A 436-nucleotide genomic window follows, 5' to 3' on the forward strand; every position below is an offset into this window, starting at 1 on the left:
GGTCGATGGTCGCCGACCGCAGTCGCTTCACCGAACCGAAGTGCTTGATCAGCACCTGTTTGCGGGCGTCGCCGAGGCCCGGCACGTCGTCCAGGGGGCCGGCCCTGAAGCGCTTGGCGCGCTTGGCGCGCTGGTAGGTGATGGCGAACCGGTGGGCTTCGTCACGCACGCGTTGCAGCAGGTAGAGGCCCTCGCTGGTGCGGGGCAGGACGACCGGGTCGTCGTCGTCGGGCAGCCAGACCTCCTCCAGTCGCTTGGCGAGGCCGCAGACGGCGATGTCGTCGATGCCCAGTTCGTCCAGGGCCCGCTTGGCCGCCGCGACCTGCGGCTGACCGCCGTCGACGACGACCAGCTGCGGCGGGTAGGCGAACCTGCGGGGGCGGCCGTCCTCGTCGGTGAGGCCGTCCTCGCCGTCCGCCCACTCGCCCGTCCGCTC

The 436-nt window shown here is 72.2% G+C and carries 1 pseudogene; it reads right to left on the minus strand.

From position 1 onward, the window contains the following. A pseudogene (locus RM844_RS32905) lies at positions 1-436 on the minus strand (excinuclease ABC subunit UvrC); the annotation flags it as partial.

The organism is Streptomyces chisholmiae, from assembly GCF_031845445.1.
Lineage (GTDB): Bacteria > Actinomycetota > Actinomycetes > Streptomycetales > Streptomycetaceae > Streptomyces > Streptomyces chisholmiae.